The sequence below is a fragment of the Thauera sp. K11 genome (genome assembly GCF_002354895.1).
GTDB classification, from domain to species: Bacteria; Pseudomonadota; Gammaproteobacteria; order Burkholderiales; family Rhodocyclaceae; genus Thauera; species Thauera sinica.
In genome coordinates this window covers 198,528-221,095 of sequence record NZ_CP023439.1, presented here as the reverse complement: position 1 = coordinate 221,095, position 22,568 = coordinate 198,528, and the positions used below count along the sequence as shown (strand labels likewise).

The window sequence follows — 22,568 nt, the reverse complement described above, 5'->3', positions numbered from 1 at the left end:
GCCGTCGGCATGGCTGACCAGGACATCCGCCCGGACGGGACGGTGGCGTTCCTGCCCCATCGCTTGAACCGGCACCCGGTAGTCGTGCTCGGGCTGACGGCCGATGAACTGTGGATCTGCGCCGGCCTGTCGGGCGCGCTCGGCTTGATGGTGGGCGTGCCCCTGGCGTTCGCGCTCGCCACCATCGCCATCGTCCCGACCGCCATCGTGTTGGCGATCGCCCTCGGCGTGTTCGCCGGCGGCAGTGCGCTGCGCCGGTTCAAGCGCGGCCGGCCGGACACCTGGCTGTACCGGCAGCTCCAGTGGCGGATGGCCCTGCGCCAGCCGCTGCTCGCCCCGTTCGTCGGCGGACACGGGCTGATCACCCGTTCCGGCTGGTGGAGCACGCGCAGGAGCACGGCACCGTGAGCCGGTTCAAGAACGAGGTCGAGCGCCTGCAAGCACACATCCGGAGCCTGCGCATGGGCGTCTGCATGTTGTTCATACTGGCGCTGGTGATGGGGGGCGGCTGGTGGAGCGCGCCGAAGAGCCTCACGATCCACGTACCGCCCGATCTGCGCACGGGCAGCACCCGGCCCTGGTGGGAAGTGCCGCCCGAGAATGTCTATGCGTTTGCCTTCTACGTCTGGCAACAGCTTCAGCGCTGGCCGACCAATGGCGACGAGGACTACCCGCGCAATCTCCACGCGCTCTCGCCCTACTTCACGCCGGCCTGCCAGGCCTTCCTGCAGCAGGACTACGAATACCGCCGCACTGCCGGTGAACTGCGCCGGCGCGTGCGCGGCATCTACGAGATTCCCGGCCGCAGCTACGGCGACGATCCCGCGTTGCGCGTGCGCACGGTTTCCCGCCGCGACTGGGTGGTCACGCTCGACGTCACCGCCGACGAGTACTACGCCAGCGAGCAGGTGAAACGCGCGTTCGTGCGCTATCCCCTCAAGGTCGCACGCATGGACGTCGATCCGGCGCGCAATCCGTTCGGCCTCGTGATCGACTGCTACGAGGGGGCGCCCCAGCGCATCGCTGCGCCTGCCGACCTTGCCCCTCCTCCGGGAGACACACCATGAACCGCCTGTTGCCACGCACCTGCGCGGTCCTTGCGCTGGCGCTGTCCGCCGCCGCGGCACACCCGCTCGAAATCCTGCGCTGGGAACGCTTGCCGCTGGCCGTGCCGCTCGTCGTCGGTGAGGAGCGGGTGATCTTCATCGACCGCAACGTGCGCGTCGGCGTGCCCGCCTCGGTCGGTGCGCGCCTGCGCGTGCAGAGCGCGGCGGGCGCGGTCTACCTGCGCGCCAGCGAACCGATCGAGCCGACCCGCCTACAATTGCAGGATGCCGACACCGGCACGGTGATCCTGATCGATATCGCCGCCGAGCCGGAGCAGGCAGGCCAGCCCCCACTGGAACCGGTGCGCATCGTCGAGGCCGGTGCAGCCCAGCAACGGAATGATGCCGCCGACGATGATGACGGGGCTGTCGCCCGCACGCCGGCGCGGCACGAGACGCCGGTGTCCGTCGTGCTGACCCGCTACGCCGCGCAAAGCCTGTACGCCCCCCTGCGCACCATCGACCCCGTACCCGGCATCACGCGGGCGAGCTTGCGCCGCGACCTGGCGCTGGACACCCTGCTGCCCACGCTGCCGGTCGAGGCCCGGGCACTGGCGGCCTGGCGGCTGGACGATCTGTGGGTCAGCGCCGTGCGCCTGCGCAACACGTCTGCGCACTGGCTCGACCTCGATCCGCGCACGCTGCAGGGCCGCTTCATGACCGCCACCTTCCAGCACGCCACGCTGGGGCCGGCCGGCACACCGGAGGACACCACCGTCGTCTACCTCGTCACCCGCGGGCACGGTCTGGCGCAGGCCCTGCTGCCAGCCATCGCCCCGGTCGACGCTCGCCTCAACCTGCCGGTGCCCGGCCTCGATGACGGAGGCCGCGATGCAAAGTAACGGCCTGCTCAAATGGCTGCTGATCCCGTTTGTGCTGCTGCTCGTCTTCGCCGCAGTCAAGCTGTTCTCGAACGACGGGCCGCCCCCCGGCACGGAGGCCGGCATTCGACTCACCCCCGAGGAGGCGCAACGGCTCGGTGTCGAAGGCGACACCCCGCGCGACACCGTGGCGACCCTGGTCGCCCAGGTGCGGCAACTGCGCACCGAATTGCAAAGCGCGCTCACCGAGAACAAGGCCCAGCGCGACGAGAACGAGCGCCTGCGCCAGCGCGAAGGCGCCATCGACCGGCGCATCGCCAGCGCGCTCGAAACCGAGCGCAGCCAGTTGCGCCAGGACCGCGAACAGGTCGCCGCCGAGCGCCAGCGCACCCAGGGGCTGCTGCAGGCGTTGCAGCAGCGGCTCGACGGCATCGGTCACAAGGATGCCGAGTTGCCCGTCGGCCTCGGGCTCGAACCGGGCGACGGTGCCGGCTTCGGCGGTGAGGCGGTACGCTGGGTGGAGCCGGACGACGTGCGCGACGACGGCAAGCGCCGCAGCCCCGGCACCGGCAGCTTCAGCTTTCCGACCCGTTTCGGGCCGGCGCAGAAGACGCTGGAGAGCGCCGCCGAATCCGCAGTCGAGACCGGCCGGCGCGCGGCGGGCGTGCCCGCCACGACCCCGGTCTACACCGTGCCGACCAATTCGACGCTGATGGGCTCGGTCGCCATGACCGCCTTGATCGGCCGGATTCCGATCGACGGCACGGTCAACGATCCGTTCCCGTTCAAGGTGCTGATCGGCCCGGACAACCTGACTGCCAACGGTATCGAGATTCCCGACGTGACCGGCATGGTCGTCAGCGGCACGGCCTCCGGCGACTGGACGCTGTCCTGCGTACGCGGACAGATCCGCAGCGTCACGTTTGTCTTCGACGACGGCACCATCCGCACCATCCCGGAAGACGGCGAACGCAGCGGCAGCGGTGGCAACAACCGCGAGGGCCTGGGCTGGATCAGCGACCCCTACGGCATTCCGTGCGTGTCCGGCGAGCGGCGCAGCAACGCCCAGCAGTACCTCGGCACCCAGGCACTCATTACCGCCGCCGGGGCCGGCGCCGCCTCGCTGATCGATTCCGACACCGGCCGCATGGCCTATGTCGGCGCCGACGGCGCCATCGGCACGGTCGGCATCACCGCCAACGAAGCCGTGGGCCGGATTCTCGCCGGCGGCGTGCAGGACATGTCGCAGTGGGTCAACAAACTCTACGGGCAGGCCTTCGCCGCGGTGTACGTGAAGCCCGGTGCCCAGGTGGCAGTCCATCTCGAACAACCGCTTGCCATCGACTACGACCCGGCCGGTCGCCGCGTCGATCGCCGCCTTGGAGGTACACCCCATGCGCAGGACCTGGACTGACGGCCTCGCGGTGCTGGCCCTCGCCCTCGTGCTGGGCGGCTGCGCCACCCGCAAGGAGGAACTGCTGCCCCACGACAATCGCAGCATGCTCGACATCTGGAACGTCGAGACCGGCGGCGGAGCCGGGGGCGGTCCGGCCGCCCGGCAACTGCTCGACGCCCGCCAGTCCCTGCGCCGGCCGCTGACCGAAGCCGACGTGCGGGCTGCACCCGGCGAGCAGGCCCGCTACACACGCACGGCGCAGAACGAGATTGACCGCCAGTTCCACCGCCTGCCGAATCCGGATCTGGTGATGTACGTCTTCCCGCATCTGGCCGGCACCGATCCGGTGCCCGTGCCCGGCTACAGCACCGTATTCCCGCTGTACCAGCGGGTGCAGTACGCCCTGCCCGGCGCGCGGACCGCAGACTACTGATGGCCTGGTCGTTACTCAAGCCCAGGGAGCGGCAAGCCGCGAACGGACCGGACCAGCCGGCCGACGCCTGGGCGCGCCACGTCGCCGCCCTGCGCGCCCACGGCATCCCCGAGCCCGGCACCGCGCGCGATGCCCGGCGCCGGCCGGCCACGCTGGCCGACGAAGAGGCGCTGTACGACGTGGCGCCGTCCTTCGTCGATCTGCTGCCGTGGGTCGAATACCTGCCCGACACGCAGTGCATGCTGCTCGAAGATGGCGCGTCCGTCGCGGCGTTCTACGAACTGACCCCGGTGGGCACCGAGGGACGCGAGCCCGAATGGCTGCTGCAGGTGCGCGACACCCTGGAAAACGCCTTGCAGGATGCGTGCGACGAACTGGACGACCACCCCTGGGTGATCCAGCTCTACGCACAGGACGAAACCGCCTGGGACCCCTACCTCGACACCCTGCGCCGCTACGTCCAGCCCCGCGCCCAGGGCAGCGCCTTCACCGAGTTCTACCTGCGCCACTTCGCGCACCACCTGCGCGCCATTTCGAAATCCGGTGGCCTGTTCGAGGACCACACCGTCTCCCGCCTGCCCTGGCGCGGCCAGACCCGGCGCACGCGCATGGTCGTCTACCGGCGCGTCGGCCAGACGCCGGTGCGCCGCGGGCAATCGCCGGAACACGCCCTGAACACCGTCTGCGAGCGCCTCACCGGCGGCCTCGCCAATGCCGGCGTGCACAGCCGGCGCCTGGGCGCAGCCGACGTATACGACTGGCTGCTGCGCTGGTTCAACCCGCACCCGACCCTGCTCGGCCCGAGCGAGGCCGACCGTGAGCGCTTCTACGCATTGACCCGTTATCCTGAGGAGACCGAGCCGGGCGAGATCGAGTTGGCCAGCGGCACCGACTTCGCGCAGCGCCTGTTCTTCGGCCAGCCCCGCTCGGACGTGGCTGAGGGACTGTGGTACTTCGACGACCTGCCGCACCGGGCCATCAGTGTCGACCGCCTGCGGATGCCGCCGTCCACGGGCCACGTCACCGGCGAGACCCGCAAGGGCGGCGATGCGATCAATGCGCTGTTCGATCAGCTTCCGGAAGGCACGATCCTGTGCCTGACGCTGGTGGCGACGCCCCAGGACGTGCTGGAGGCACACCTGAACCACTTGGCGCGCAAGGCGGTCGGCGAGACGATCGCCTCCGAGCAGACCCGCCACGATGTAGAGCAGGCACGGGGACTGATCGGCAGCGCACACAAGCTCTATCGCGGCGCGCTGACGTTCTACCTGCGGGGCCGCGACCTGGCTGAACTCGACGCGCGCGGGCTGCAGTTGGGCAACGTGCTCCTCAACGCCGGCCTGCAGCCGGTGCGCGAGGATGACGAGGTGGCGCCGCTCAATACCTACCTGCGCTGGCTGCCCTGCGTCTATGACCCGGCCAAGGACAAGCGCCAGTGGTACACGCAGTTGATGTTCGTGCAGCACGCCGTCAACCTGGCGCCGCTGTGGGGCCGCAGCCAGGGCACCGGGCACCCGGGCATCACGGTGTTCAATCGCGGCGGCGGCCTCGTCACCTTCGATCCGCTGAACCGCCTCGACCGGCAAATGAACGCGCATATGTTCTTTTTCGGGCCGACCGGCTCGGGCAAGAGCGCCACCCTCAACAACATCCTCAACCAGGTCGCGGCGATCTACCGCCCGCGCCTGTTTATCGTCGAAGCCGGCAACAGCTTCGGGCTGTTCGGCGAGCATGCCGCGCGGCTGGGCATGTCGGTGCATCGCGTGAAGCTCGCACCCGGAGCGGGCGTGAGCCTGGCGCCGTTTGCCGACGCCCGGCGCCTGGTGGACACGCCGAGCCAGGTGCACACCCTCGATGCCGATGCGCTGGACGATGTGGAAGACACGGCCGCGGGCGACGAGCAGCGCGACGTGCTCGGCGAGCTGGAAATCACCGCCCGCCTGATGATCACCGGCGGCGAGGAGCGCGAAGAAGCGCGCATGACCCGCGCCGACCGCAGCCTGATCCGCCAGTGCATCCTCGATGCCGCCCATCGCTGCCACGCAGAACAGCACACGGTGCTGACGCGCGACGTGCGCGACGCGCTGCGCGAACGCGGGGCCGACATGAGCCTGCCGGACATCCGCCGCACCCGGCTGCTGGAGATGGCCGATGCGATGAACCTCTTCACCCAGGGCGCGGACGGCGAGATGTTCGACCGCCCGGGCACGCCCTGGCCGGAAGCGGACATCACCATCGTCGATCTGGCGACCTATGCCAGGGAAGGCTACAACGCCCAGCTCTCGATCGCCTACATCAGCCTCATCAACACCATCAACAACATCGCCGAGCGCGACCAGTTCCTGGGACGGCCCATCCTCTCCGTCACCGACGAGGGCCACATCATTACCAGGAACCCGTTGCTGTCGCCCTACATCGTCAAGATCACGAAGATGTGGCGCAAGCTGGGCGCCTGGTTCTGGCTGGCGACGCAGAATCTGGACGATCTGCCACGTGAGGCGGAAGTGCTGCTCAACATGATCGAGTGGTGGGTCTGTCTCAGCATGCCGCCGGACGAAGTGGACAAGATCGCGCGGTTCCGCGAACTCACGCCGGCACAGAAGGCGCTGATGCGCTCGGCCAGGAAGGAATCGGGGAAGTTCTCGGAGGGGGTCATTCTCTCGCGTAGCATGGAACTGCTGTTCCGTGCAGTGCCGCCGAGCCTGTACCTCGCACTCGCGCAAACGGAACCCGAAGAGAAAGCCGAGCGCTACCGGCTGATGCAGCAATACGGCATCGGCGAACTGGACGCGGCACACAGGATCGCCGAAATGATCGACCGCACCCGCGGCATCGAGCCGCAAGCCCTGTACACCGACCCGGATGCGCTCACCACCCCTGGTTGATTTCCTGCTCGAGGTCGGCCAGGCGCTCGATGATGCGCTCGAACGACAAGGTGTCGCCATAGAACATCTGCGCGGAAATCATTGCCTGGTAGTCCTCCCGCAAGGCGTCGAGTTGCGCCCGCTCCGGGACCAGCCGCAGACCACCCGTCAGGCACAGGTCATAGCGGCTGTAGCTGCTGCGGTAGAACGTCTCCTTGATGCTCAACACGTCGCGCAGCAGTTCGACATCGGCAATGGCCTTGCGGCCGACCTCGTGGTCGGCCAGCCGCGCCAGGTCGTACCAGTGCCGCGACAGCCGCTCGGCCCCCGCCCGAAGATCCGGGCGATGGCATTCGACATGGATCAGCGTCGCCTTTTCCCAGAAGGTGCGCATGGGCGACAGCACCGCGACCTGCGCAACCGGAAATGTCAGCCCCGGCACATGCGCGGCCACATCGGGCACGATTTCCAGGGTGTCCTGCGGCAAGGTGGCATTGCGCCCGCCGAACTCGATCAGCACGTTCGGGCGCAGGTAGGCGTCCGCGTTCTCCACAGCGCTCGGATAGTAGAGCCAGAGCTTTTCCGCATCGTCGCTGATCTCGACGGCGATCTCCCGCCCCGGCAGGGCCTGCGCCAGAGCCTCGCGCAGCGCGGGCAGCAACTCGGCGGTCACATACTCTGCCAGCGCCGCCTTGAGCGCATCGGACAGCCTTTTTCGCTGGCTGTTGCTGGCGAGTGCCGCCAGATCGGGCGCGTCTTCGACCAGGCTGCGGTAATCGACCGTGACGTCGATGTCTTCGGAAAAGCGTTCGATGGCCTGATAGACCTTGGACAGCGATGTGCCGCCCTTGAACGCCATCGGCTTGCGGCCGGGCAGGCTGAACAGGATGCCCAACGCCAGGCACAGCCAGATGTCCTTTTCCAGGATTTCGGCGCGGCGCCCCAGCACCGGCGCCAGACCGTGCAGCAGTTCGGCCTGCTCCGCCGGGGCGAGATCGAAATAGCGCACGGGGGACTCAGCCATGCTTGAATTCCCCGTGCTCATAGCCGACCAGTGCTTCCACCATCCAGGCCGGCATCGAGGACTTGGCCTCGCGCAGGGCCTCGAACTCGGTTGCCGGCAGCTTCTCGGCGATGCGCCCGAACGTTGCGGGGGTGACCTGGCCGCGGCCCAGATACCACAGTGCGGACAGCGCCTGGCCCGCCGGCCGTCCCGCCAACACCAGCTTGCGCGGCGCCACGTGCTGCAGGCGCACCACCATCCTGCCCAGACGCACCGTGCGCGACGACCCCGAGGTGCAGAACACCGGCTGCGCCGGCACCTGCGTCGAAAAGCCGAAGCGCCGCGCGGCCTCGGCGCCATGCACCTCGATGGTCGCCCCCTCGCTCGCCGCCACCGTCCGCACCACCTTCTCGGGGGGCGGCATCGTCTTGACGCCGAAGCGCCCCGCTTTGGGCACGCTGTACAGGCCGTGCCCGATGCGCTCGATCCGGCCGGCTTGGGTGAGCCGCATCAGGGTCTGGTCGATGGCCGCACGCGACCCCAGCCCCGCGAACAGCGCGGGGGTGAAGGGCTCGCCGGCGGGGTGCGCCGCGATACGTTCGCGTATGGCTTGGGCGGTAGTCATGCGGGCCTCCATTTGTTAGATATTTTGCACATAAATCTAACAACCCACAAGCCACGCAAAACCGAGGCATCGCTTGGAAAACGCTGTTCAGAAGCCTGCCCGGGAGCATCGGATTGAACGACGCCAGCTTGCGCAGCCTTGAATGGTGTATAAAATTACAGCTCAAGGAGCACCATCATGAGCACGACGCACTTCAACTGCCCGAGCTGCCATACGCCGGTTGCCAGAGACCGGTTTGAACACGCATTCGGAGAGACAGACGGCTATTGGGTCTGTCCGGAATGCGACTTCACGTTCAACGTCCCCGCCAGTCTTTGGCTTCACGAACGGCGGCGGGTCGAGGCTCCTCCCGCTGGCGAGAGCAAGGTCAAGCAGGCATGTTCGACGTCCGTTTGATGCGTCGGGATGAGGGGCGTTTGTCGCGCGTAGAAACCGAATAACAACCGGGAGGGCACCTTGCCGGATTGTTGGCCCACACGGGTCTGCCGGCATGCTCGACTTGCGCATCAAGGTGCACCTGGAAACGTCCGCCGCTCACCCACCCGGTTCCACGGAATTCGTAGCCATGCCTGCCGACCCCGTCGGCGACATGCCCAGGTAGCCACGATCTTCAAGGCTACGGCACGGCTTCGCGCGTGCTGATCGACCCCGTTCGCATCGCATCCCTCGCCGCGAACAGCCGCCGTCCCGGTGGTGGATGTCCGCTCTTCACCCGCTGCATCTTCTTGCCATCCTTCGGAGGATTCGTCCTCCCTGGGGCGCCTCCGATTTCATCCATTGGAGGTTGCCATGTCCCCTGTGCTCACCGCCGAAGACTCCCGTGCGGAATCAAAGGCCCATCCCCTCCCCCCGAACGATGACTGGATCATCCAGCGGGCCATCGCCCTGCTGGAAGACCGGCTCTTCAAGGCCGGTCCCGTCCTGGGCAGTCCCGCCGAGGTGCGCGACTATCTGCGCCTGACGCTGATGGCCGAACCCAACGAGATCTTCGCCGTCGTCTTTCTCAACACCCACCACCGGGTCATTGCTTGCGAGCCCCTGTTCAAGGGGTCGGTCGACGGCACCGCGGTGTACCCCAGGGTGGTCGTCCAGCGCGCGCTGGCACTCAACGCCGCCTGCGTGATCCTTGCCCACAACCATCCCTCTGGGGTGATCGAGCCCAGCTCCGCCGACATTTCGATTACCGGCCGGATCAAGGACGCCCTGGCCACCGTCGATATCCGGGTGCTGGACCACTTCATCATCGGCCGGGGCACCCCGTATTCGTTTGTCGAAGCCGGGCTGCTGTAGCCGTACTCACGATCGTGCCGCACCCGGCGCTTCTCCTCCACCCGTGCGGGCCCCGTCAGGCCCGCACGGGTCTGCCGGCGTCCACGCACCCCTTCCCATGGAGTGCACCATGACCCCCACGCTCCCCCTCTTCCACTTCGACGGCGTTCCTTTCGTCGCCACGCCTTACCGCCCCGGCACCTACATCCGCGAAGACGTGTTCTGGCGTCAGTTCGCCATTACCTGCCAGGGTCGCTTCGAGTATCTGGAAGACGATCCCGCCTACGGCACCTTCTGGTTGCCCGGCACGCTGAACGTCGGGCAGTGCGGCCTGATCGAGGAGGCGATGACCTTGATCGCATCCCTGCTGTGGCAGGACCGAATCGATCCGGGCGGCGACACCGATGCCCTGGACTTCGTCCCCGAGTTGTTCATCGTCCGCGATCGCTTCGATCGCCTCATGCTTGCCGGAGAAGCCATGAGCGCCCACATCAAGTGGTGCCAACCGGTGGCCTCGGACCAAGAGGCCGAACGAGTCGCCAAGCTGACCTTCGAACTGTACGACGAGGCATCCCTTGAAGCCGGCTGGGACAACTTCAGCACTGCCGAGCGCCTGAGCCTGCGAGCGCGTGTGCTGGAGGGCCGACTGGTGGACCGGTCATGGCGTGCTCATACACGCGACGCGATTCGAAACGCAAGCGCTTGATCCCCCGCGGGAGCCTTTGGGCTCCCGTCATTCTTCCGGCGTCCATCAGGACCGATCACACGCCGAAAGCCATCAATCGGGCAGCACCGGTTTCCCTTTGTTTGTCGTTTCCTCGCCCCTGCTGGCGTGGACTACCGGCGTGATCGACTTCGCGGTGCCACGACATGCGCGCCTTCTTCCATTTCCTGCCTCGGCTGCACCTGCTCACCGCCGGGCTGTGCGCAGCGCTGCTCGGCTTGCCGGCCCGGGCCGACGACATCCTCGTCATCACCGACCGCCGTCATCCGGTACAGGCCCCCGCCGAGGCGCGGGTCATCGAGCTGGATCTACCCGCACGGATCGAGGCCGAACTGAGCGCCGATCTGCCGGATGACGCCCCCCGCGGTACCGCGCTCGTCCGGCAGCGCCTGGCGGAAGGCGGCACGGCATTGCAGCAGCGCATCGGCGCCGCCTATCAGGGCGTGGTCGATGCCTGGAGCATGGGCGTCACCACGATTCCCACTGTCGTCGTGGACCGGCGCTACGTCGTCTATGGCGAGCCGGATGCAGCCAAGGCCATCGCGCTGATCGAAGCGCACCGGAGGACGCTGCCGTGAAGCCCCCTCGCCGCGTGCGCACCGGCATCGCCACCGTCCTGCTGGCGGCGGCCTCGTCATCGTCCGCGCTCGACACCGCCACCATCGTGTCTTCGGCCCTCTCGCCGGACTGCCTCGACTACCGGGTCGTAGGGATCTGCTACTGGCTGTACTGCAGCTACGGCGGCTGCTCGGTGCGCACCTCGGTGAAGGTGCAGCACTACGTGCCCGATGCCGTCGTATCGAGCTACAGCAACACCGGCGAGAACCCCTGGACCGAGGTGCAGGCCATGAGCCGGCCCAATGCAACGGCCCGGGCCGGCGGCGACGGCACGACCAACGAGGACCACGAGAACAACCTCGCCAAGTTCAAGAACGCGGACGTCATCGGGCACCCCGCCGGCCTAGTGTTCAGCGAATTCGCCGCAGCCTTCGGCTATAGCTGTGAAGGTGCCGGCACCGCCTTCATGCCCTACCTGCTGAGCACCCTCGATACCGTGGCATGGCGCTACAACGTGCCCGAGATGGCTTACCCGGAGGCACTGATCCCCGGCCGACGCGAGATCGGCACGCGCTCGGGCCTCAACCTGTGGGGGAACGTCTACCCGCGCGGCGGCTTCCTGCACCAGACCGACGATTACATGAGCGGGGCCGTCGTGGCCCAACGTGCCGGCGACGTCGTCACCCGCGAGGATCAGCCCCACGTCTATCAGCCGCTGCTCGCCGACTCCCACGACGGCTACTGGCCGGCCGGCGCCTTGGTGGAAACCGATGCGTCGACCGGCAAGTGGCAGGGACTCACGCCCACGCTGTCGCGCTCATGCGCGGTCTTTCCGCACACGGACACCCGCGTGCAGGCCCAACGGGGCGATTACGCCTGGGCGCTGTGGCGCCCCTATGCCTGCTGCCGCCGGCGCGGCCAGGTGTTCCTGGGCAGCACGGATTTCGACTGAGGGCACCATGATGATCCATCCCGCCTCCTTGCCCCTTCGCTGCCTGCGCCCGGCCCTGCTGGCCGCGTGCCTGGCGCTGGCATACACAGGCGCTGGCGCCCAGACCCGCGTCAACGAATACGGTGTGCAGCACCAGGGTTCCGTCATCGGCGACGACGTGCTGTATTCGATCGGTGGCGGGCGCGCGGTGTCGATGGGCGGCGCGGCCGGCATGCGTTCGATCGGCGTCGGAGTCGGCTGGAATGCCAATCTGATCTGCGGCGACATGTCGATCACCACCACCCTCCAGAACCAGTTGAACGGCCTCACCAACGGCTTCCAGGCCATCATGTCGTCGGTGATCCAGAACGCTACCGCGGCGGTTGCTTCCCTGCCGGCGCTGATCATCCAGCGTGCCGATCCGGGCCTGTACAACCTGCTGACCAACGGGATCCTGCAGGCCCGGCTGGACTTCGACCGCTCGAAGCTCACCTGCCGTGCCATGGCCGAGCGGATGGCCGACATGGCCGGCGGCCAGTTCGGCTGGGATCAGCTCGCCGAAGGCATCGCGCTGCGGGATGCGGTCGGCAGCGCCGATGCCGTCTCGGCCGTCGACCAGGCCGAGGCGAACCGGGGCAACAACGGCGTGCCCTGGGTCGGCGGCGACAGCGCGGGCGGCGCCGGGCAGGCGCCGGTCCGCATCGTCGGCGACGTCACGCGGGCAGGCTACAACCTGCTGAACGGCCGCGACGTCGTGGATACCAGTGCCATCGACCCGGCCGGCTGCAGCGGCAACCTGGCGTGCCTGACCTGGCGCTCCCCCGGGGAGGCTGCGACGTGGGCCGTACGCGTGCTGGGGGAGCAGGAGCAACGCACCTGCGAGGCCTGCACCAAGACCGTGACCACGCCGGGCGTGGGCCTGACGCCGCTGATCCAGGAAGAATTCGAAACCAAGCTCGCAGTGTTGCAGGAACTGGTTGCGGGCAGCCGGCCGACCACCTTCGAGAACCTGCAGGAAGCCGGCAGCGCCTCGCTGCCGATCACCCGCGGCGTGATCGAGGCGCTGCGCGACGAACCCGACCAGGACATCCTGGCCCGCCGCCTGGCCTCGGAAGTGGCCCTGGCGAGCGTGCTGGAGAAAGCCCTGCTGTTGCGGCGGATGGTGTTGACCGGACGCAAGGAGCCCAACGTCGCCGCCAACGCGCTGGCCCAGACGGCGATCTCGCATGAAAGTGACATCCTCGATCGCGAGATCCACAACCTCAAGACCGAACTGGAACTGCGCCGGGTGCTGGCGGGCAATTCGCCGATGGCGATCATCGAGCGCCACAGTACGCGCGCTGCGGGCTCGCGCGGCATCTATCAAGGCGATCCAGTGCGCAACCGCCTTGACCGGTTGCAGCAGCCACCTGGTGGCAGCCCTTGAACCGGTACGAAAACATGCGGATGGCCGGGTTTCCGGCATCCGCATGATCCCCGCCGGCCTTTACCTGTTGCCCTTGCCGGACACGATATCGACGCCGATGACCTCGGCCAGGTCCAGCACCTCGCCATAGGCCGGCTCGCCCAGCAGGCTGCGCGAATCGCCCACCTGCTTCAGCACACCCTTGGGCACCCGATCGCCGAACAGCATCACCGCACGGGCGGAGTCGTCCTGGCGTGAGGTCCAGTACAGCCCCTGGACGTCGGGGTGCTGCGCGTGGATGGCCTGCGCCCACTCGCGCGTCTTCGGGTACTGATCCTTCTCTGTATCGATCAATTGCTTGCGTGTCACCCCCAGTTTGCGCAAAGGCTTGCTGGTGAGATCGGCGAGCTTCAGGTCCTGCGTGGCCTGGACCTCGGAATGCATCTGCCCTTGCAGCTTGCGCTTGTCGAACTGCTTGAAGCCGGGCGTATGAGGAACGTCGTGGAACACCGACTCCATCAGGGCCGCCTCGAAGGTGCCGGCCGCATAGAGGGTCGGGACCGGATCGCCCTTGGCATTGCGGATGGGGCTGAAACGCGCGTTGCCCTTGAGGCCGGGATTGAACTGGTCGCCCTTATATTCGTCCGAATGCACTCGGTGCAGCGTCTGCCCACGGGAAAGGGTGACGGGCGTGACGTGGAGCGTGGCCGGCGGCTTGGGCGTCAGAGGGTCATCAGTGGCCGCCGGTGGCGGATGGATCTGGGCCGGCGCGGGTTTCTTCTGCCTAGGCATGGGCCACTTCTTCGATCTCATCCCTGGCCGCGGCGAGGACCTGCTCGGGCTCACTCGCCAGTACATCCTGCGGCTTGCGTCCCCCCAGGAAGCTGTTGGCGGAGAGGAACCAGTACGCCAAGCCCCAGCCGTCCTTCTCGTCACCGAAGACTTCGAGGATGGGCTTGAGAGCCTTGCGTGGCCGGTAGCCAGTCTCGGGGTCCAGGCCGTAGCCGGGGAAGTAGTCGACGCCATTGTGGTGGATGGCGAAGATCTGCCGCTGACGCTTCCATTTGTTGGGCTGCGTGCTCGGGTTGCTCGCGCTCAGGCCCGCCACCTCGGCGACCTGGGCGGCGGTCAGCCAGTCCGCGCCCTCCAGCACGGCCTTGCGCGCCCGCGCCACCATCACCGCCTCCTTGACCAAGTTCGGCGAGGGCGGCGCCTTGGGCACCACGGCGTTGACCAAAGCCTTGAAAACCTGCTCGTCCTGCTCCCTCAGTTTCACGGTGATGAAAGCTGCAACAGAGTTCAGCGTCTGGACCAGCAGGTCGGCGTGTTTCGAGTCCGCCTCTTCCACCGGCAGCACGATCACTTGCCGGGCCTTGGACTTGTCGAGCCGGCTTCGCACTTCCCGGGGCGTTCCGACCAGCGCGGAGAAGGCGGGCGAATCATGTACGGCGCTCATGGCGATCTCCAGTTGATTATCAAGAATCTGATCAATCCAATATAACCATAATAATCCACACTGTCACGTCCACTCGTTCCCGCCTCCCGGAATCGGAAACGGCGACGTTCCCTTTCTTTGTTGCGGCCGCACGCCGCTAAGGCTGAACTGCAGACTTCGTCGATCACCGGAAACCTGAACATGACGGCTATCGAGGGCCACCCGACCGAACCACCGGGCTACACCGGGAGCGCACGGCCGTGAACCGCGCCGTGCTCCGCCGATGGGGGCAGCGTCTGGACCCAGCACTGCTGTGGACGATCCTGCTGCTGGTCGCAGCGATCGCCGCCAACCTCGTCGGTATCCGGCTGGCCGGCAGCATCGAAGGCTGGCAGCGGTGGATGGACGCACAGGCCGGCCATTTCCTCGCTTGGCGCCTATTGCTCTATGCCGGCACGGCCTGGGGCTGGCTGTGGATGCGCCGGCGCCTGCTGGCGCGCGAACCGGAGGCCGGCTCGCACCACCGCCTGCTGCGGGCGGAGCTCGGGGCGGTGCTGGCGATCGCCGCGCTGGAAATCAGCCGGTTCGTGCAGGCCGGATGAGCCATGACGCTCTACACCACCGATTACCTGGAGTACTACCTGACGCTGGTGAGCTGGATCGTCCACAACGGCATCTGGGCGGTGCTGGTCGCCAGCGGCGTCTTTGCCCTTCCTTTCCTGGCGATCATCATCCAGGAATGGCTCCGGGCACGCGCCGAAGGCGCCGACGAGGGCAACAAAGGCGTCCTGAGTTCTGCCCGCATCGAAAACCGCGCCTTCGTGGCCATCGTGGTGATCCTGTTCGCCGGCATTCCGTTCATCGACGTGGATTTCGGCACGCTCCGGTTCGATCGCACCCGTTCTGTCCAATGCCAGGTCAACGTGCCCGAGCCTACGGAGACGGGCTGGTCGCAGTCCTTCAGCACGCTCAACAATCAGTCCGCGAAGGTGCCGGTGTGGTGGTTCTTCATGCACGCGATCTCGCGCGCGATCACCGGTGCTTCGGTGGCGGCGATTCCCTGCGGGACCGACCTTCGGCAGATCCGGATGGAGATCGACGCCACCCGCATCGACGATCCGCTGCTGGCCCAGGAGGTCAGCGATTTCACCCACGACTGCTACGGACCGGCACGCGCCAAGCTGTTCATGACCCGCCCGAGCCTGAGCGAGGCGCAGATGCACGACGTGACCTGGATCGGCTCGAACCACTTCGTCGGCACGCCCGGTTTCTACGACAGCTACCGTTCCAGCACGCCACGCGACGCCTGGCCCTATAACGCCGCGCGCGACGCCGGGCTGGCCGAGGTGCCCAGCGGCGGTGGCTACCCGACTTGCCGGCAGTGGTGGTCCGATGGCAACAGCGGGCTACGGGCGCAGCTACTCGCCCAGATCGATCCCGGGCTGCTGACGCGGGTGGCAGGCTGGGCCGGCTTTCTGAGCCGCACCGAGGTCGACGACTCGGTCATCCGCGCGATCGCCATGCCGAGGCAACAGAAACTCAATCAGGGCGCGGTCTATACGGACTACGGCGGGAAAATCGAGATGACCTTGCCCAACGTCATTGCCCGCACGGCGGGCAACGTCGGATTGGCAATGGGGTCGCTGGCCTACTTTCCAGCGATGGACGTGGTGCGGCAGGCGCTGCCGATGGCGCTGGCGCTATTGAAAATGGCGCTGGTGATCTGCATCCCGATTGTGCTCGTGGTGGGCACCTATGATCTGAAGACCGTCGTAACGGTCAGCATGGTGCAATTCGCCCTGTTCTTCGTGGAGTTCTGGTTCCAGCTCGCGCGCTGGATCGATTCGACCATCCTCGATGCACTCTACGGGTCGGGCTGGGCATGGAGCCATCCGCACAGCACCCTCAATCCGTTGATGGGCCTGAATAATGGCTTCGGGGACATGCTGCTGAACTTCGTGATGGCGACGATGTTCCTGGTACTTCCAGCGTTCTGGATCACGGCGCTAGCTTGGGCAGGAGTCCGTGCAGGTAATGTACTTCAGGGGTTGGCCGATGGCACGCGGGGGCAGGACAAGCCGGGGGCAGCGGGCCAGGCACAATTGCCAGTTCGTGGAAAAACGCAGGCAAAGGAAAAAAGAAAGCTTAGGTTCTCGACTCAGTGATCATCGAATCGAGGATCGGGATCATCGTTGTAGTTAATGGGATCGTAGAACAGACTTTGCCGATGATCTTGTTGCTCGGTCTTGTACCTCAGGACGCCATATTCTTCCTTTTCAAGGACATGTTCCGCGGCCCAGGCAGCAGCAACAACGAACACCACCAGCAGTGCCAGCCAGAACGCGGCGTACGCCAGCATACCCAGCACGACCAGTTTCACCACCCATAGCAACGCCACCGCGGCACCTGCGGGCAAGCCTTGTACGACCAGCCAGTCCGACACCCGCCGCTCACCGCGCGCATAGGCGTACCAGCCGCGACCGAGCCAGCGGCCGAAGCGTTCTGCGTTGCTGATAGGGTTGTTCGTGGCCATCGTCGTCACCTGCTACCTGTCTGCCTGCCTACTCCCGTCTGCGCCAATCGGCCTGGCTCGCTGCCATCAGGGCGGCCCAGTCCTCGGGGGATTGCCACGTCCCAGCATCTTCTCGAATACCGCATACGGATCGGACTTGCTACCCGACGACCGCAGCGTCTGCTCGTCGTTGACCCAAGCGTAGATGATCACCTTCGCCTTCGAGTCGTAACGGAAGAACAGCCGGAACCGCCTTCCGATCTTCGCCCGCCGCCAGTGGCGATATTCCGGGCCCAAGGTGTTGCCCTGGCGATATTCGTCCCGTGACGGATCGCCCGGCACCATCTCCAGCATCAACTGGCTCAGCGCCCTGAAGAGCTTGACGTTCGCGTTCGACTCGAACCCCGCCGGATCATTTTGCTCCGCGCGCTGGGCGGCCCCGTGCAGCTTCTGCAACTGTTCGATCACGCAATCGTGGAACAGCAGCGTCCATCCGTGCCGCTGCATCAGATCACCACGTCGCCGTCGATCTCCTCATCCAAGCTGATGGCGTGGCCAGCATGCGCCAGCATGGCCCGCGCCAGATCGTCCGGCAGCCCCTGAACGTGGCGACCGGTTTCGATGTCCTTCGCCAGCAGATCCAGAAAGGCGCCGATGGCCGGGTCTTCATGCTCCGCCTCCGCACGGCTGACGACGATCTGGCCGTCCTCACGCAGCTCGAACACAACCTTGCCGCCGGCATCGACCCCCAGCGCCTGGCGGATCGGCTTCGGCAAGGTGATCTGGCCCTTGGAGGTCAGGGTCGCAATTTCGTGGATTTCGGGCATGGCAGGACCCCTTTCTGCAGCATCTGCATCGTAAGGAAAATTCCTTACCGCATCAAGGTGAGTTTGAGACAGAGGAAGCATCGCGTACGGTCCTTCGAGCTGTGCGGCTATCGTAGGTGAGACACACGAAGCCTTCCGCGATCAATCCGGCACCGGCCACTTCCGCTTTGATCGTCGCTGAACCACCGAGCTTGCCCTATATCCAGAAGGCTCCGAAAGGCGAAAGGGCCAAGGGGAAAGGGAACGGGGCCAAGGGGAAAGGCCCGACCCTGAAAAGGAAAAGGCTCCCCGCCTGCCACAGCTTCCGGTGCCACCGATGCTTGCATTGTTCCAACGAAAACGCACCGCAGCGGCAGCGCTGCCGGATGCCGCGGAAAACGGCAAAGGGCTGCTGCGCCCGGAATCGGCCGCCACCCTGCTGTCGACACCACGCCGACAGCACCTGCTGGAACACATCTGGCAGCGCACGTCGCTGTCGCGCCAGCAGTTCGCGGCACTCTACCTCACCCCGCTGGAACGCTACGCCGAGCTGGTCCAGCAGTTCCCCGCCTCCGAGAGCCACCACCATGCCTATCCGGGGGGCATGCTGGACCATGGACTGGAAATCGTCGCCTACGCCTTGAAGCTGCGCCAGTCGTATCTGCTGCCCACCGGCACCACGCCCGAGGATCAGGCTGCGCAGTCCGAAGCCTGGACTGCGGCCACGGCCTACGCCGCCCTGCTGCACGACCTCGGCAAGATCGCCGTCGACCTGCACGTCGAACTGGCCGACGGCAGCACCTGGCACCCCTGGCACGGCCCCTTGCGGCAGCACTACCGCTTCCGCTATCGCCCGGACCGCGCGTACCGCCTGCACAGCGCAGCTTCCGGCCTGCTTTACCATCGGCTGCTGGACCGCGAGATCCTCGACTGGCTCAGCGGCTACGCCGAAGCCTGGTCGGCCCTCCTCTATGTGCTCGCGGGCCAGTACGAGCACGCCGGCGTGCTCGGCGAACTGGTCGTTCAGGCCGACCGCGCGTCGGTCGCCCAGGCACTCGGTGGCGATCCGGCCAGGGCGATGGCCGCGCCGAAGCATGCCCTGCAGCGCAAGCTGCTCGAAGGCCTGCGCTACCTGCTCAAGGAAGAACTGAAGCTCAACCAGCCCCAAGCCTCGGACGGCTGGCTGACCCAGGATGCCCTGTGGCTGGTGAGCAAGACCGTCTCCGACAAGCTGCGCGCCCACCTGCTGGCCCAGGGCATCGACGGCATTCCGGCCAGCAACACGGCCGTGTTCAACGTGCTGCAGGACCACGGCATGCTCCAGCCCACGCCCGGCGGCAAGGCGATCTGGCGAGCCACCGTCACTAGCGAGACGGGCTGGTCCCATACCTTCACGCTGCTGCGCCTGGCCCCGGCACTGATCTGGGAAAGCGCCGAGCGGCCGGCGCCGTTTGCCGGCACGGTGACGGTAGAACCCGACAACGACACGCCCACCACATCGGTGCCGCAATCGGCTTTCGTGCCAGCACCACCGCAGATAACGCCGGCCGGTGACGGCGTCGATAGCTTGCTGGAACTGTTCGGCATGCCCGACGCCGCTCCGACCGCACCTGGCGTGGAGGTCCGGCTGACGACGCCGGCCATCGTCGCCACACCGCCGGTACTGTCTCCGGAAGACGCACCTCCCCCTCCATCTGCCGCCACGCGATTTCATGCCACGGACGACGAAGGCACGCCGGAGACGCCTTCCGGCGAGCATTTCGTCTCCTGGCTGCGACAGAGCATCATGAGCCGCAGGCTCATCATCAACGACGCCAAGGCACTGGTGCACAGCGTGGCCGATACGGCCTACCTGGTCAGTCCAGGGGTGTTCCAGCGCTACGCCCATGAACACCCGCAGACCGCCCGCCTCGCCAAGCAGGAGAATCTGACCGATTGGCAGTGGATACAGAAACGCTTCGAGAAACTGCAACTGCACCGCAGGAAGGGCGACGGCCGGAACATCTGGACCTGCGAAGTCACGGGTCCGCGCAAATCCAGGCGGCTACACGGCTATCTGCTCAACTCGCCAAGGGAGATTTTCGCAGAGCCCCCCGCCAACAACCCGTACTTGAAACTGCTGGGAGATGCATAGGTTTTAGACTGCATCAAACCATCACCGGCCTGACTCTCTTATATCGTCTTGCATATTCCGGTCATTCATGACCGGTCAGTCCATTTCTTCGTGAGCACCCAGTACGGCAACGTGACCAGCAGGAATCGACCCTTTGCGGCCATCCACGTCTCGGCGGACTCATTGGCAGAGTTTTGGGTCGAGCAGCCATTCGTAGCCGTCAATCCACGGACAGACCTTCGCTGGCATCCGAGTGTTAGTTGCACACACCCTTTCACAGGCCCGGCCTGAGCCTCGATCCGCCACCGTCACTTTCTCTCGTCGCCCCTACTGAATGAGACTTAGAGCGCTCCAAACACGAGTTCAGGACGCGGGCGGGTGCTCCGCCGGAGTCGGCATGCAGATGTTTTGCAGCTATACTCAGTGCATCTTTACTTCAAGAATCCGTAGCCCCCGTGTTACTTGGGCGGAGGCTCCTACCGTTCGCCGAGACCGAGATGAAAGACACCGTCCTAGAGTCCTATCTGCATAGTTTTGCCGAGCAATACGAGATATCCAGTCTTAAAGATGACGAGAAGTTCGAGCACTTTGTGAACTTCTGCATTGTCTCGAAGCAGTATCCGCGCAATTTCGATTTCGAAGATGCTTCTTTAGGTGGAGGCGATGACGCCGGATTGGATGGTGCTGCCGTGATCATCAATGGCATCTTCGTAACAACACCTGAACAGGTGCGCGAAGTGGCAAAGCGGAATGGCTATCTGGATGTTGACTTTTATTTGATACAGTCAAAATCCTCGTCCAAATTCAAGGGCGATCAAGTTGGAACGTTTCTATTCGGTGTCAAGAGTCTGTTTGATGAAGCTCCTTCGATGCCGGAGAACGACAGTATTCAGAAATTGCGGCGGATTAGGGAGGCGGTGTATGAGCTCTCTATTCAGTTTACCAAGTTGCCGTCACTAAATATGTACTTTGTAACAACCGGTGAATGGAAGGATCCGGATCCTATTCGAGGAAGAGCCGCACGCGAACTGAGAGAGCTTGGGCAGCGGAAGATGCTAAGCAATCAAGACTTGCACTTCATCGATGCAGACAAATTGAAATCCATTTTTCGAGAATTACAGCGGCGAGTGGTTAAGGAAATTCGTCTGGACTATCAGACAGCACTGCCTGAGATGGATGGGGTGACTCGTTCTTTTCTTGGCGCTCTTCGTGCCAAGGATTTTGTTTTGCTTCTAAGTGACGACGAAGGGAATCTGCAAAAGAGCCTCTTCTATGACAATGTTCGTGATTTTCAAGGCCACAATGCTGTCAATCGTGAGATTCATGAAACGCTCTCCAATCCGGTAAAGCAGACGAGACTTGCCCTTCTCAATAATGGCGTGACTATAATATCAAAACAAATCGAGCAAATTGGAAGCAAGCTGAAGTTATCTGACTTCCAGGTTGTTAATGGATGTCAAACTAGCAATATCGTTTTCGAGCAGCGTGCTATTCTGTCGGAGCAAACATATGTCCCAGTCAAGATAATTGAGACAAACGATCCTGATATTATTACTGAGGTTGTTGAGGCGACGAACAGCCAAACAGAGGTTAAGCGTGAAGCCTTTGAGTCACTGAGGCCGTTCCACAAAGAGCTGGAAGAATATTATAATTCTAGAACTAAGAAATCAGCATTTCCGATCTATTACGAGCGTAGATCGAAGCAATATCAGCATCTTCCGGCCATCAAGCCAAATCATGTGATTACGCTTGCCGCCCAGGTTAAGGCTTATGTTGCAACGTTTCTGCGGCAGCCACATAGCAATCATCGATACTACGGCGAACTTCTCGATAGCTATAGAGAGAAGCTTTTTGTCGCAGAGCATGATCCAATTGGTTATTACACCAGCTCTCTGCTATTTCAGCGCATTAGTCACCTATTCGAGAATAGGCGGATCGATCGGAAATATAAGGATTATAAGTTTCATCTGATGCTCTTGATTACGAGTGCTAACGTCCGTACTCAGGCGCTTAGCGGCAAAGAGTTCAATGCCCAGTGCGAGGCGTCATTGACGGCTTTTGATGATCGAAATCGCCTACTAGACTTTGTTACTGACGCGACCAAGCGGCTCGATTCCGTTTTAGCGAAGTCAAAATTGAGTAGTGAGGTTGCGGTTCGAAGCAAAGAATTCACTAATCTGCTGGTGCCGAACGCGAGCAAGGCTAGTGCCGTTTAGAGAATAGTTCTTCAGCATCAGCGCAACGATTCAGTGCTTCTGATTCGTTGTGTCGGGGGCGCCTGCGGATCCGCAAAACGCGCGCCGAGTTACATTCGCCGGGTGCCTGCAGCAAGCATATTTTTCAGTCAGAGTTGCTCGGAGACTGCACGAAGGTCCACAAGACTGAGGAGCCGGCGACCATAGCAGAGTCGTGAGCGGCCGGTATTTGACTGGAACAGTCCCCGGTACGACTGCTCCGCCCTTGGGGTGAGAAGCTGGTGTTGACCGATAGGAGCCGAATGCGTGAAGGAGGAACATCCTTTCGAGCGATCATATTGCTGGACTAGCTGGTCAGCATCATTGGAATAC

23 protein-coding genes are annotated in these 22,568 nt (G+C 64.7%); 16 read left to right on the top strand and 7 right to left on the bottom strand.

What is annotated here, in order from left to right; translation table 11 throughout:
* The first annotated feature begins 9 nt into the window (after positions 1 to 9).
* Genes CCZ27_RS01080 through CCZ27_RS01055 form a run of 6 tightly spaced genes read left to right on the top strand, consistent with a single transcriptional unit; the run spans position 10 to position 6,641 of the window.
* Positions 10 to 408 (top strand): TIGR03750 family conjugal transfer protein, encoded by a 399-nt coding sequence (locus CCZ27_RS01080; protein WP_096444970.1) that lies wholly within the window; start codon positions 10 to 12, stop codon positions 406 to 408.
* Positions 405 to 1,067, top strand: a complete 663-nt coding sequence (locus CCZ27_RS01075) for a PFL_4703 family integrating conjugative element protein (RefSeq protein ID WP_096452035.1) — start codon at positions 405 to 407, stop codon at positions 1,065 to 1,067. The genes CCZ27_RS01080 and CCZ27_RS01075 overlap by 4 nt, the downstream gene beginning before the upstream one ends.
* Positions 1,064 to 1,948: a TIGR03749 family integrating conjugative element protein gene (locus CCZ27_RS01070; protein WP_096444969.1), complete on the top strand. Its 885-nt coding sequence runs from the start codon at positions 1,064 to 1,066 to the stop codon at positions 1,946 to 1,948. The genes CCZ27_RS01075 and CCZ27_RS01070 overlap by 4 nt, the downstream gene beginning before the upstream one ends.
* Entirely contained in the window at positions 1,938 to 3,341 is a 1,404-nt protein-coding gene (locus tag CCZ27_RS01065) for a TIGR03752 family integrating conjugative element protein (RefSeq protein ID WP_096452037.1), read from the top strand. The genes CCZ27_RS01070 and CCZ27_RS01065 overlap by 11 nt, the downstream gene beginning before the upstream one ends.
* Positions 3,322 to 3,756: a TIGR03751 family conjugal transfer lipoprotein gene (locus CCZ27_RS01060; RefSeq protein ID WP_096444968.1), complete on the top strand. Its 435-nt coding sequence runs from the start codon at positions 3,322 to 3,324 to the stop codon at positions 3,754 to 3,756. The genes CCZ27_RS01065 and CCZ27_RS01060 overlap by 20 nt, the downstream gene beginning before the upstream one ends.
* Positions 3,756 to 6,641, top strand: a complete 2,886-nt coding sequence (locus tag CCZ27_RS01055) for a conjugative transfer ATPase (protein ID WP_096444967.1) — start codon at positions 3,756 to 3,758, stop codon at positions 6,639 to 6,641. Before CCZ27_RS01060 ends, CCZ27_RS01055 begins: the two co-directional genes overlap by 1 nt.
* Here the strand turns inward: CCZ27_RS01055 and CCZ27_RS01050 are convergent.
* The gene (locus CCZ27_RS01050) at positions 6,625 to 7,644 is read right to left on the bottom strand and encodes a nucleotidyl transferase AbiEii/AbiGii toxin family protein (RefSeq protein ID WP_096444966.1); all 1,020 of its coding nucleotides are present in this window, start codon (positions 7,642 to 7,644) and stop codon (positions 6,625 to 6,627) included. The two genes, CCZ27_RS01055 and CCZ27_RS01050, sit on opposite strands and share 17 nt — an antisense overlap.
* On the bottom strand, positions 7,637 to 8,248 hold the full coding sequence (locus tag CCZ27_RS01045) for a DUF6088 family protein (protein ID WP_096452033.1): 612 nt from the start codon (positions 8,246 to 8,248) through the stop codon (positions 7,637 to 7,639). Before CCZ27_RS01045 ends, CCZ27_RS01050 begins: the two co-directional genes overlap by 8 nt.
* Before the next feature lie 177 nt (positions 8,249 to 8,425).
* On the opposite strand from CCZ27_RS01045, the gene CCZ27_RS23210 reads away from it, so the two are divergent.
* From CCZ27_RS23210 to CCZ27_RS01020, 6 genes are all read left to right on the top strand, one after another.
* A complete protein-coding gene (locus tag CCZ27_RS23210) occupies positions 8,426 to 8,644 on the top strand; it encodes a hypothetical protein (RefSeq protein ID WP_157748400.1) in 219 nt (72 codons plus the stop codon).
* Positions 8,645 to 9,037: 393 nt separating this feature from the next.
* The gene (gene radC / locus CCZ27_RS01040) at positions 9,038 to 9,538 is read left to right on the top strand and encodes a RadC family protein (RefSeq protein WP_096444965.1); all 501 of its coding nucleotides are present in this window, start codon (positions 9,038 to 9,040) and stop codon (positions 9,536 to 9,538) included.
* Between the two features lie 109 nt (positions 9,539 to 9,647).
* Positions 9,648 to 10,223 (top strand): hypothetical protein, encoded by a 576-nt coding sequence (locus CCZ27_RS01035; RefSeq protein WP_096452031.1) that lies wholly within the window; start codon positions 9,648 to 9,650, stop codon positions 10,221 to 10,223.
* Between the two features lie 164 nt (positions 10,224 to 10,387).
* Entirely contained in the window at positions 10,388 to 10,819 is a 432-nt protein-coding gene (locus CCZ27_RS01030) for a TIGR03757 family integrating conjugative element protein (RefSeq protein ID WP_096444964.1), read from the top strand.
* Positions 10,816 to 11,751: a TIGR03756 family integrating conjugative element protein gene (locus CCZ27_RS01025; protein ID WP_096444963.1), complete on the top strand. Its 936-nt coding sequence runs from the start codon at positions 10,816 to 10,818 to the stop codon at positions 11,749 to 11,751. Before CCZ27_RS01030 ends, CCZ27_RS01025 begins: the two co-directional genes overlap by 4 nt.
* A gap of 7 nt (positions 11,752 to 11,758) precedes the next feature.
* Entirely contained in the window at positions 11,759 to 13,156 is a 1,398-nt protein-coding gene (locus tag CCZ27_RS01020) for an integrating conjugative element protein (protein WP_096444962.1), read from the top strand.
* Positions 13,157 to 13,216: 60 nt separating this feature from the next.
* Here CCZ27_RS01020 and CCZ27_RS01015 read toward each other — a convergent pair whose 3' ends face one another.
* Both CCZ27_RS01015 and CCZ27_RS01010 read right to left on the bottom strand, forming a co-directional pair.
* Positions 13,217 to 13,927 carry an RES family NAD+ phosphorylase gene (locus CCZ27_RS01015; protein WP_096444961.1) on the bottom strand — a complete coding sequence of 237 codons (711 nt, stop codon included), beginning with the start codon at positions 13,925 to 13,927 and terminating at the stop codon, positions 13,217 to 13,219.
* Positions 13,920 to 14,591, bottom strand: coding sequence for a hypothetical protein (locus CCZ27_RS01010; protein WP_096444960.1), 672 nt, complete (start codon positions 14,589 to 14,591; stop codon positions 13,920 to 13,922). Before CCZ27_RS01010 ends, CCZ27_RS01015 begins: the two co-directional genes overlap by 8 nt.
* A gap of 239 nt (positions 14,592 to 14,830) precedes the next feature.
* On the opposite strand from CCZ27_RS01010, the gene CCZ27_RS01005 reads away from it, so the two are divergent.
* Positions 14,831 to 15,172, top strand: a complete 342-nt coding sequence (locus tag CCZ27_RS01005; RefSeq protein ID WP_096444959.1) for a hypothetical protein — start codon at positions 14,831 to 14,833, stop codon at positions 15,170 to 15,172.
* 3 nt (positions 15,173 to 15,175) lie between these two features.
* A complete protein-coding gene (locus tag CCZ27_RS01000) occupies positions 15,176 to 16,735 on the top strand; it encodes a conjugal transfer protein TraG N-terminal domain-containing protein (protein ID WP_157748399.1) in 1,560 nt (519 codons plus the stop codon).
* Here CCZ27_RS01000 and CCZ27_RS00995 read toward each other — a convergent pair.
* The 3 genes from CCZ27_RS00995 to CCZ27_RS00985 all read right to left on the bottom strand — a co-directional run bounded on the left by CCZ27_RS00995 (position 16,729) and on the right by CCZ27_RS00985 (position 17,909).
* Positions 16,729 to 17,103: a DUF3742 family protein gene (locus CCZ27_RS00995; RefSeq protein ID WP_096444958.1), complete on the bottom strand. Its 375-nt coding sequence runs from the start codon at positions 17,101 to 17,103 to the stop codon at positions 16,729 to 16,731. The two genes, CCZ27_RS01000 and CCZ27_RS00995, sit on opposite strands and share 7 nt — an antisense overlap.
* Positions 17,104 to 17,169: 66 nt before the next feature.
* Positions 17,170 to 17,589 (bottom strand): type II toxin-antitoxin system YhaV family toxin, encoded by a 420-nt coding sequence (locus tag CCZ27_RS00990; RefSeq protein WP_443081529.1) that lies wholly within the window; start codon positions 17,587 to 17,589, stop codon positions 17,170 to 17,172.
* Positions 17,589 to 17,909 (bottom strand): type II toxin-antitoxin system PrlF family antitoxin, encoded by a 321-nt coding sequence (locus CCZ27_RS00985; RefSeq protein WP_096444957.1) that lies wholly within the window; start codon positions 17,907 to 17,909, stop codon positions 17,589 to 17,591. Before CCZ27_RS00985 ends, CCZ27_RS00990 begins: the two co-directional genes overlap by 1 nt.
* Before the next feature lie 316 nt (positions 17,910 to 18,225).
* Here CCZ27_RS00985 and mobH point away from each other — a divergent pair, with 316 nt between their 5' ends.
* The gene (gene mobH, locus CCZ27_RS00980) at positions 18,226 to 20,022 is read left to right on the top strand and encodes a MobH family relaxase (RefSeq protein ID WP_096444956.1); all 1,797 of its coding nucleotides are present in this window, start codon (positions 18,226 to 18,228) and stop codon (positions 20,020 to 20,022) included.
* Positions 20,023 to 20,498: 476 nt separating this feature from the next.
* Positions 20,499 to 22,217, top strand: coding sequence for an AIPR family protein (locus CCZ27_RS00975; protein ID WP_157748398.1), 1,719 nt, complete (start codon positions 20,499 to 20,501; stop codon positions 22,215 to 22,217).
* Positions 22,218 to 22,568: the final 351 nt, after the last annotated feature.

Excerpts from the sequence above, each read along its gene's own strand:
- CCZ27_RS01080 (WP_096444970.1), top strand. The coding sequence starts at position 10 with ATGGCTGACCAGGACATCCGCCCGGACGGGACGGTGGCGTTCCTGCCC.
- CCZ27_RS01070 (WP_096444969.1), top strand. The coding sequence starts at position 1,064 with ATGAACCGCCTGTTGCCACGCACCTGCGCGGTCCTTGCGCTGGCGCTG.
- CCZ27_RS01065 (WP_096452037.1), top strand. The coding sequence starts at position 1,938 with ATGCAAAGTAACGGCCTGCTCAAATGGCTGCTGATCCCGTTTGTGCTG.
- CCZ27_RS01060 (WP_096444968.1), top strand. The coding sequence starts at position 3,322 with ATGCGCAGGACCTGGACTGACGGCCTCGCGGTGCTGGCCCTCGCCCTC.
- CCZ27_RS01055 (WP_096444967.1), top strand. The coding sequence starts at position 3,756 with ATGGCCTGGTCGTTACTCAAGCCCAGGGAGCGGCAAGCCGCGAACGGA.
- CCZ27_RS01050 (WP_096444966.1), bottom strand. The coding sequence starts at position 7,644 with ATGGCTGAGTCCCCCGTGCGCTATTTCGATCTCGCCCCGGCGGAGCAG.
- CCZ27_RS01045 (WP_096452033.1), bottom strand. The coding sequence starts at position 8,248 with ATGACTACCGCCCAAGCCATACGCGAACGTATCGCGGCGCACCCCGCC.
- CCZ27_RS23210 (WP_157748400.1), top strand. The coding sequence starts at position 8,426 with ATGAGCACGACGCACTTCAACTGCCCGAGCTGCCATACGCCGGTTGCC.
- radC (WP_096444965.1), top strand. The coding sequence starts at position 9,038 with ATGTCCCCTGTGCTCACCGCCGAAGACTCCCGTGCGGAATCAAAGGCC.
- CCZ27_RS01035 (WP_096452031.1), top strand. The coding sequence starts at position 9,648 with ATGACCCCCACGCTCCCCCTCTTCCACTTCGACGGCGTTCCTTTCGTC.
- CCZ27_RS01030 (WP_096444964.1), top strand. The coding sequence starts at position 10,388 with ATGCGCGCCTTCTTCCATTTCCTGCCTCGGCTGCACCTGCTCACCGCC.
- CCZ27_RS01020 (WP_096444962.1), top strand. The coding sequence starts at position 11,759 with ATGATGATCCATCCCGCCTCCTTGCCCCTTCGCTGCCTGCGCCCGGCC.
- CCZ27_RS01015 (WP_096444961.1), bottom strand. The coding sequence starts at position 13,927 with ATGCCTAGGCAGAAGAAACCCGCGCCGGCCCAGATCCATCCGCCACCG.
- CCZ27_RS01010 (WP_096444960.1), bottom strand. The coding sequence starts at position 14,591 with ATGAGCGCCGTACATGATTCGCCCGCCTTCTCCGCGCTGGTCGGAACG.
- CCZ27_RS01000 (WP_157748399.1), top strand. The coding sequence starts at position 15,176 with ATGACGCTCTACACCACCGATTACCTGGAGTACTACCTGACGCTGGTG.
- CCZ27_RS00995 (WP_096444958.1), bottom strand. The coding sequence starts at position 17,103 with ATGGCCACGAACAACCCTATCAGCAACGCAGAACGCTTCGGCCGCTGG.
- CCZ27_RS00990 (WP_443081529.1), bottom strand. The coding sequence starts at position 17,589 with ATGCAGCGGCACGGATGGACGCTGCTGTTCCACGATTGCGTGATCGAA.
- CCZ27_RS00985 (WP_096444957.1), bottom strand. The coding sequence starts at position 17,909 with ATGCCCGAAATCCACGAAATTGCGACCCTGACCTCCAAGGGCCAGATC.
- mobH (WP_096444956.1), top strand. The coding sequence starts at position 18,226 with ATGCTTGCATTGTTCCAACGAAAACGCACCGCAGCGGCAGCGCTGCCG.
- CCZ27_RS00975 (WP_157748398.1), top strand. The coding sequence starts at position 20,499 with ATGAAAGACACCGTCCTAGAGTCCTATCTGCATAGTTTTGCCGAGCAA.